8 protein-coding genes are annotated in these 6,872 nt (G+C 76.9%); 5 read left to right on the top strand and 3 right to left on the bottom strand.

Annotated features, from left to right (window positions below; all coding sequences use genetic code 11):
* The 5 genes from PGB27_RS12120 to PGB27_RS12100 form a co-directional block, all read left to right on the top strand.
* Positions 1-1,207 (top strand): S8 family serine peptidase (locus PGB27_RS12120; RefSeq protein WP_274200596.1); only part of this gene is annotated, 1,207 nt, incomplete at its 5' end.
* On the top strand, positions 1,204-2,439 hold the full coding sequence (gene eccE / locus PGB27_RS12115) for a type VII secretion protein EccE (RefSeq protein ID WP_274200595.1): 1,236 nt from the start codon (positions 1,204-1,206) through the stop codon (positions 2,437-2,439). The genes PGB27_RS12120 and eccE, both read left to right, overlap by 4 nt.
* A 10-nt stretch (positions 2,440-2,449) precedes the next feature.
* A complete protein-coding gene (locus PGB27_RS12110; protein ID WP_274200594.1) occupies positions 2,450-3,178 on the top strand; it encodes a hypothetical protein in 729 nt (242 codons plus the stop codon).
* A gap of 29 nt (positions 3,179-3,207) precedes the next feature.
* On the top strand, positions 3,208-3,528 hold the full coding sequence (locus PGB27_RS12105; protein ID WP_274200593.1) for a Rieske (2Fe-2S) protein: 321 nt from the start codon (positions 3,208-3,210) through the stop codon (positions 3,526-3,528).
* A 55-nt stretch (positions 3,529-3,583) separates the two neighbouring features.
* A complete protein-coding gene (locus tag PGB27_RS12100; RefSeq protein ID WP_274200592.1) occupies positions 3,584-3,961 on the top strand; it encodes a VOC family protein in 378 nt (125 codons plus the stop codon).
* A gap of 150 nt (positions 3,962-4,111) precedes the next feature.
* On the opposite strand, the gene truA is transcribed toward PGB27_RS12100, so the two are convergent.
* From truA to PGB27_RS12085, 3 genes are all read right to left on the bottom strand, one after another.
* Complete coding sequence (gene truA / locus PGB27_RS12095; RefSeq protein WP_274200591.1) at positions 4,112-4,933, bottom strand: tRNA pseudouridine(38-40) synthase TruA; 822 nt, start codon at positions 4,931-4,933, stop codon at positions 4,112-4,114.
* Between the two features lie 53 nt (positions 4,934-4,986).
* On the bottom strand, positions 4,987-5,700 hold the full coding sequence (gene rplQ / locus PGB27_RS12090) for a 50S ribosomal protein L17 (protein ID WP_274200590.1): 714 nt from the start codon (positions 5,698-5,700) through the stop codon (positions 4,987-4,989).
* An 89-nt stretch (positions 5,701-5,789) separates the two neighbouring features.
* On the bottom strand, positions 5,790-6,863 hold the full coding sequence (locus PGB27_RS12085) for a DNA-directed RNA polymerase subunit alpha (protein WP_274200589.1): 1,074 nt from the start codon (positions 6,861-6,863) through the stop codon (positions 5,790-5,792).
* Positions 6,864-6,872 lie beyond the last annotated feature (9 nt).

Here is a 6,872-nt window from a genome sequence, read left to right as displayed (position 1 = left end):
GGGGGGTCGGTGTTGTGTATACGAGCCCGACGCCGTGCCCGACGCCCGCCGCCTCGCGCCCTGTCCCGAGCCCCTCGCCCCGGTCGCGACCGGGTTCGGGCTCGGCGACCTCCCACCCGGCCCCGACCCGGCCGCCGCCTGGACCGCGGGTCGCGGCGAGGGCCAGGTCGTCGCCGTCGTCGACACGGGCGTGGCCGCCGTGCCCCGGCTGGGTGTCCAGGACGGCGGCGACTTCGTCGCGGGCGACTCCGGCCTCGACGACTGCGACGGCCACGGCACGGCGGTCGCCGGGGTGATCGCCGCCGCCCCGGCCCCCGACGACCTCCTCGTCGGCGTCGCCCCCGGCGCCCGCGTGCTCGCCGTCCGCCAGACCAGCGCGTTCTGGGGCGGGCCCGACGGTCCCGGCGTCGGCGACGTCACCACGCTCGCCCGCGCCGTGCGCCACGCCGCGCAGACCCCGGGCGTCGGGGTGCTCGCGCTCGCCCTCACCGCCTGTCGCACCCCCGCCGAGGCCACCGACCCCGCCGCCGCGCCCGCCCTCGGCGCGCTGCGCGCGGCGCTGCGCCAGGCCGCCGACCGTGGCGTCGTCGTGGTCGCGGCCGCCGGCAACACCGGGCCCGGCTGCGCGCCCAACACCGGCGGCGAGGTGCGCAGCGTCCCGGTGCCCGCCTGGTTCGGCGACGACGTCCTCGCGGTCGGCGCGGTCGACGACGCCGGCGCGCCCGACCCCTCCTCGCTCGCCGGGCCGTGGGTCGACCTCGCCGCGCCGGGCCGAGCGCCGACCTCGCTCGCCGCACGGGGCGGGCTCACCACCGGCCTCGCGGGCCCCGACGGCGCGACGACCCCTCTGGTCGGCACGAGCTTCGCCGCCGCGCGGGTGGCGGGCGCCGCGGCGCTGCTCCGGGCCCAGGAGCCCGAGACGCCCGCCCGCGAGATCGCCGCCGCCCTCGTCCGCTCCGCCGCCCCGCCCCCCGGTCTCGCGCCCGGCACCCGCGACGACGCCGTCGGCTACGGCGTCCTCGACGCGGCCGCCGCGGTGCGGGGCGACCCGCCGCGCACCGGCCCGGAGGTGAGCCCGGAGCCCGCGGAGGCCCCGCCGCCCCCGAGCGCGCCGGTCGGGTGGATCGCCGGTGGCGGGGTCCTGCTGCTCGTCGGCGCCTCGCTGGTGGCCGCCGCGGTCCGCCGACGTCGAGGGGTGGCGGAGTGAGCAGTGTCAGCGAGGTCGTCGCCCCCGCCCGCGCGCCCCTCAACGCCCAGCGCCGCCCGTCCGGTCCCTCGCTGGGCCCGGTGCCCCTGGCCGCGGTCGTCGTCGTCGAGGTCGGCCTGGCCCTCGCGGTGGCGCTGGTCGCGGTGGACCGCCGGTTCCTGCCGCTCGCCGGGGTCCTCCTGTCCGCGGGGCTGCTCGTCGGCCTGCTGCGGATGCGCCGGCGCTGGCTCGTGCAGTGGGTCGGGCTGGCGCTGCGCTTCCGGCTGCGGGTCCGCCGGCGCGAGGCGGAGCCCGCTGCCGGGGACGGCGCCGACCCGCGCCTGCGGGTGCTGCGCCTGCTCAGCGGCGACCTCACCGTCGCCACCACCCGCGACCACGACGGCCGCGAGGTGGGCCTGCTCGGGTACGGCGGGGGCTGGAGCGCGGTGCTCGCCGTCGACGCGGCGGGGCCCGACGGCGCCGCGCTCGTCCCGGGTGACGCCGACGCCGGCGCCGCGTCGTTCCCGCTCGCGGCCCTCGCCGGCTGCCTCGCCGACCGCGGCGTGGTGCTCGACGCGGTGAGCGCCGTGTGGCACTGCCGACCGGTCGCCGAGGACACGCCCGCGGCCGCGGCCTACCGCGAGGTGCTCGGCGCCCTGCCTCCCCTGGCCCGGCGCGAGGCGTGGCTGGTCGTGCGCCTCGACCCGGCGCGCTGCCCCGACGCGGTGGCCGAGCGCGGCGGCGGCGTCCTCGGGGCCCACCGCGCCGTCGTCGGGGCGCTCGCGCGGATCGGCCGGGTGCTCGCCGAGCACGGCACGCCGGTGCGCCCGCTGTCGGCCGACGACGTCCTCGACGCCGCGACGCTCGCCGCCGACGCGGACGACGAGCCCGCCCGGCTCACCGAGCACTGGCGGGCGGTCGTCGTCGGCGAGGTCGGCCACGCCACCTACGCCGTCACCGGCTGGCCCACCGGCGCCGTCCCCGAACGCCTCACGGGCCTCACCGCCACCGCCGGGCGCACGTGCACGCTCGCCCTCACCCTCGAGCCCGACCCGCGCGCCGGGCGCGAGCAGCGCGACGCCGTCGGGCTGCGCGGCACCGTCCGCCTGAGCGCCGACACCCCCGACGTCCTCGAGGAGTGCGGCCGCGAGCTGGTCGCCCGCGGGCACGGGCTCGGGGTCGCCCTCGACGCCCTCGACGGCCAGCACGCCGCGGGCCTCGCCGCCACGCTCCCGCTCGGGGCCCTGCCGTGACCTCCCTGCCGTGACCGCCCCGCCCGGGCCCGCCGGCCGCACCGCGCCCACCCGCGCCGAGCCCGAGCTCGCCCCGACGTTCTCGGTCCCGCCCGCCCTCGTCGACGCCCTCGGCCCGCCCGTGCGCCCCGCGGGCGTGGTGCTCGGCGCCGACCCCGACGGCGAGCCGGTCGCCGTGTCCCTCGTCCGCCCCGAGCCGACGCGGGTCGTCCTGCTCGGCGGGCTCTACCTCGCCCGCCAGGTCACCCTGCGCGCCGTCGCCACCGGGACTCGAGCGGTCATCGTCACGGGCCGGCCCCCGGCGTGGGAGGCGGTCCGCCGGGCCGGGGCGCGGGACAGCGACGACGAGACCGTGCGCGTCGTCGGCGAACCCCCGCCCGACCTCGCCGTCCCCGACAGCCCGCCGCTGCTGCTCGTGCACGACCGCGGGGCCACCGCCCGCGGCCCCTCGCCCGCCCGGCGTGCCTGGCAGACGACGCTCGTCGTGCTCCCGTCGCTGGTCCCGGCCGTGTCCGACCTCGCCGACGACGCCGACCTCGTCCTGCTCCAGCGCCTGCCCCCGCACGAGGCCGAGCTCGCGGGGCGCCTCTGGCGGCTGACGCCGACGATGTCCGAGACCCTGCGCACCCTGCCCGACCGCGGCGCCGTCCTCCTCGGCCGCAACCTCTGGCGCCGCCTCGACCTCGTGACCGGGCCCCGCGAGACCGCGATCCTGGGACCGGTGCGCCGCGGCGACTAGCCTCGACCCACCGAGGTCGAGGGGGCCCCATGGCCGACGAGGTCGCCGTCCTCCCGCTCGCCGCACTGCGCGAGCGGGCGATGACGGCGGTCATGGTCGACGGCCGGCGGGTGCTGCTCGTCGCCGTGGACGACGCAGCCGACGGGGTGCGTGCCTACGACAACCGCTGCCCGCACCGCGCCTGGCCCCTCGAGCGCGGCACCCTCGCCGACGGCGTCCTGACCTGCGCCAACCACCGCTACGCGTTCGACGTCGCCACCGGCCGCGGCGTCGACCCCGCCGGCTGCGACCTCGTCCCCATCCCCTGCCGGGTCGACGACGACGGCACGGTCACCGTCAGCGTGCCCTGACCCCTCGACCCTGGTACCTTGACCTCGACCTTGCTCGAGGTCCGACCCTCGAAGCATGCCCATCGAGCTGAACCACACCATCGTCGAGTCCCGGGACCCGGACGCCGGCGCGGCGTTCCTCACCGAGGTCCTCGGGCTGCCCGCCGCCACGCACTACGGCCCGTTCACGGTCGTCGAGGTCGCGCACGGGACGAACCTCGACCACATGCACGTCGAGGACCCGCACCCCCAGCACTACGCGTTCCTCGTGCCCGACGACGAGTTCGACGTCATCACCGAGCGCCTGCGCGCCCGCGGCGTCCCGACCTTCGCCGACCCGGGCCGGCGCCGACCCGGGCAGAACACGAACGACGGCGGCCGGGGCACCTACTTCGACTCCCCCGACGGCCACGTCCTCGAGATCCTCACCCGCCCCTACGGCAGCGGCGGCTGAGCACCGGGGAGTGTCAGCGACGTGGCGTCACGGACACTCAACGTCCGTGACGGTACTTCGATCATGGAAGTCGGCACCGCACCAGCAGCGCGGAGATCGAAGTACCGATACGGACACTCAACGTCCGTGAGGGCACTTCGCTGACGCCGGTCACGGCTCGTCCCGCCGACGACGGGTGGCGACGGCGCGGGCCGCGAGGGAGGTCGGGTCGGAGGGGTCCGGGTAGTCGACGCCCACCAGCCGCAGCCCCCGCGCGGCCACCACCGTGACCTCGCTCGACCGCTCCCCCGCGTCCAGCAGCGCCGCGGGCCAGGACACCGGCCGGCGTCCCTCCCCGACGGCGAGCAGCGCCCCCACCACCGAGCGGACCATCGAGTGGCAGAAGGCGTCGGCGGACAGGCGCGCGGCGAGGACGTCGCGCTCGCCGGGCTCGCGGGTCCACTCCAGGCGCTGGAGCTCGCGCACCGTCGTCGCCCCGGGCCGCGGGCGGCAGTAGGCGGCGAAGTCGTGCTCGCCCAGCAGGCCCCGGCCGGCCTCGTTCATCGCGTCGACGTCCAGCGGGCGCGGCCAGCGCAGGGTGTCGCGGGCGCGCAGCGGCTCGGGCCCCCAGGGCGCGGTGCTGACGCGGTACTCGTAGTGGCGGCGCAGCGCGGAGAAACGGGCGTCGAACCCGTCGGGCGCCGGCGCCACCGACCGGACCCTGACATCGGACGGCAGCATCCGCGCCAGCCGCCCCACGAGGCCGGGGTGCGGCTCGACCGTCGCCGGCAGGTCGACGTGGCACACCTGCGCGTCGGCGTGGACGCCGGCGTCGGTGCGTCCGGCGACGGTGAGCGCCACGGGCACCCGCCAGATCGTCGCCAGCGTCTCCTCCAGGACCCCCTGCACCGTGCGCAGTCCGGGCTGGCGCGCCCAGCCGGAGAAGTCGGTGCCGTCGTAGGCGAGGTCGAGGCGGTAGCGACGCGGAGACACCGCGAGCCCGCCCCCGGTGTCGGGAGCGGGCTCGCGGGGTGTCGTGCGGTCCGTCAGGACTTGTCGTCCCCGGTGGTCGCCGAGGAGTCGCCATCCTCCGACGGGTCCTGGTCGCTCGACGCGCCGGTGTCGCCCTCGGAGGCGCCGGAGTCGGCGTCCTCGGACGGGTCACGGCCCGCAGAGGCCTCGGCCTCCGGCACCTCGGGGGCGTCGTCGTCGGTCCCGACACCCTCGGCCGCCGCGGCGTCCGTGGGCTCGGCCGGCTCGGGGGACGCATCGGACTCGGCGGCCGCGATGGTCGCGGCCGTCGCGGCCGCCCCCGTCGCGGTGCTGCCGATCTGGGCGCCCGGGCCCGAGGGCGACTTCGGGGCCGCGGTGCGGGTGGCCTGCGAGGCCTCCGCGGACGCAGTCCGCTCGTTGACCAGCTCGATCACGGCCATCGGCGCGTTGTCACCCTTGCGGGGCAGGGTCTTGACGATGCGCGTGTAGCCGCCGGGACGGTCGGCGAAGAACGGGCCGATCTCGGCCACGAGGCGGTGCACGACGTCCTTGTCGCGGATCTGCTCCGCGATGAGGCGCCGGTTGTGCAGGCCGCCCTTCTTGGCCTTGGTGATCAGCCGCTCCGCGTACGGGCGCAGGCGCTCGGCCTTGGCCCGCGTGGTGTGGATGCGGCCGTGCGTGAAGAGCGACGTGGCCAGGTTGGCCAGCATCAGCTTCTGGTGGTCGGGGGAACCCCCGAGCCGCGGGCCCTTGGTGGGCTGGGGCATGTCACTGCTCCTGTCTCGTGACGCCTTTCCGCCCGGCCCGCGAACGGGCCGGGCGGGGGCAGCACGTCAGAGTCGCTGGAAGAGGGGTACTACAGCTGCTCGGTCTCGGCGTAGTCCTGGCCGTCGTCGTCCGACACGCCGTAGCCGCCGAAGCCGCCGTCCGAGCCGTAGGACTCGAAGCCCTCCGACGGGTAGTCGGCCGCCGCGGCGGACGGGTCGAACCCGGGCGGGCTGTCCTTGAGGGCCAGCCCGAGACCCGCGAGCTTCATCTTGACCTCGTCGATGGACTTCGCACCGAAGTTGCGGATGTCCAGCAGGTCGGCCTCCGAGCGGCCGACGAGCTCGCCGACCGTGTGGATGCCCTCCCGCTTGAGGCAGTTGTAGGACCGGACCGTGAGGTCGAGGTCCTCGATGGGCATCGCGAACGCGGCGATCGAGTCGGCCTCGGCGGGCGAGGGACCGATCTCGATGCCCTCGGCGTCGACGTTGAGCTCGCGCGCCAGGCCGAAGAGCTCGACGAGCGTGCGCCCGGCGGACGCGATCGCGTCGCGCGGGGTCATCGACGGCTTGGTCTCGACGTCGAGGATCAGCTTGTCGAAGTCGGTGCGCTGCTCGACGCGGGTCGCCTCGACCTTGTAGCTGACCTTGAGCACCGGCGAGTAGATCGAGTCGACCGGGATGCGGCCGATCTCGGCGCCGGACGCCTTGTTCTGCGCGGCCGGGACGTACCCGCGGCCACGCTCGACGACGAGCTCGACCTCGAGGCGGCCCTGGTCGTTCAGGGTCGCGATGTGGAGGTCGGGGTTGTGCACGGTCACGCCGGCCGGCGGGACGATGTCGCCCGCCGTCACGGTGCCGGGGCCCTGCTTGCGCAGGTACATCGTGGCCGGCTCGTCCTCCTCGGAGCTGACGACCAGCTCCTTGAGGTTGAGGATGATGTCGGTGACGTCCTCCTTCACCCCCGGGACGGTGGTGAACTCGTGGAGGACCCCGTCGACACGGATGCTGGTCACGGCCGCGCCCGGGATGGACGACAGCAGGGTGCGACGCAGCGAGTTGCCGAGGGTGTAGCCGAAACCCGGCTCCAGCGGCTCGATGACGAACCGGGAGCGGGTGTCGTCGATGGCGTCCTCGGAGAGGGCAGGACGCTGGGAGATCAGCACGTGCGAGTT

The sequence above is a fragment of the Actinomycetospora lemnae genome, assembly GCF_028737315.1.
GTDB lineage: Bacteria > Actinomycetota > Actinomycetes > Mycobacteriales > Pseudonocardiaceae > Actinomycetospora > Actinomycetospora lemnae.
Note: the sequence above shows the minus strand (reverse complement) of the source record. Positions and strands in the feature narration are given on the sequence as shown.

Excerpts from the sequence above, each read along its gene's own strand:
- PGB27_RS12100 (WP_274200592.1), top strand. The coding sequence starts at position 3,584 with ATGCCCATCGAGCTGAACCACACCATCGTCGAGTCCCGGGACCCGGAC.
- PGB27_RS12105 (WP_274200593.1), top strand. The coding sequence starts at position 3,208 with ATGGCCGACGAGGTCGCCGTCCTCCCGCTCGCCGCACTGCGCGAGCGG.
- rplQ (WP_274200590.1), bottom strand. The coding sequence starts at position 5,700 with ATGCCCCAGCCCACCAAGGGCCCGCGGCTCGGGGGTTCCCCCGACCAC.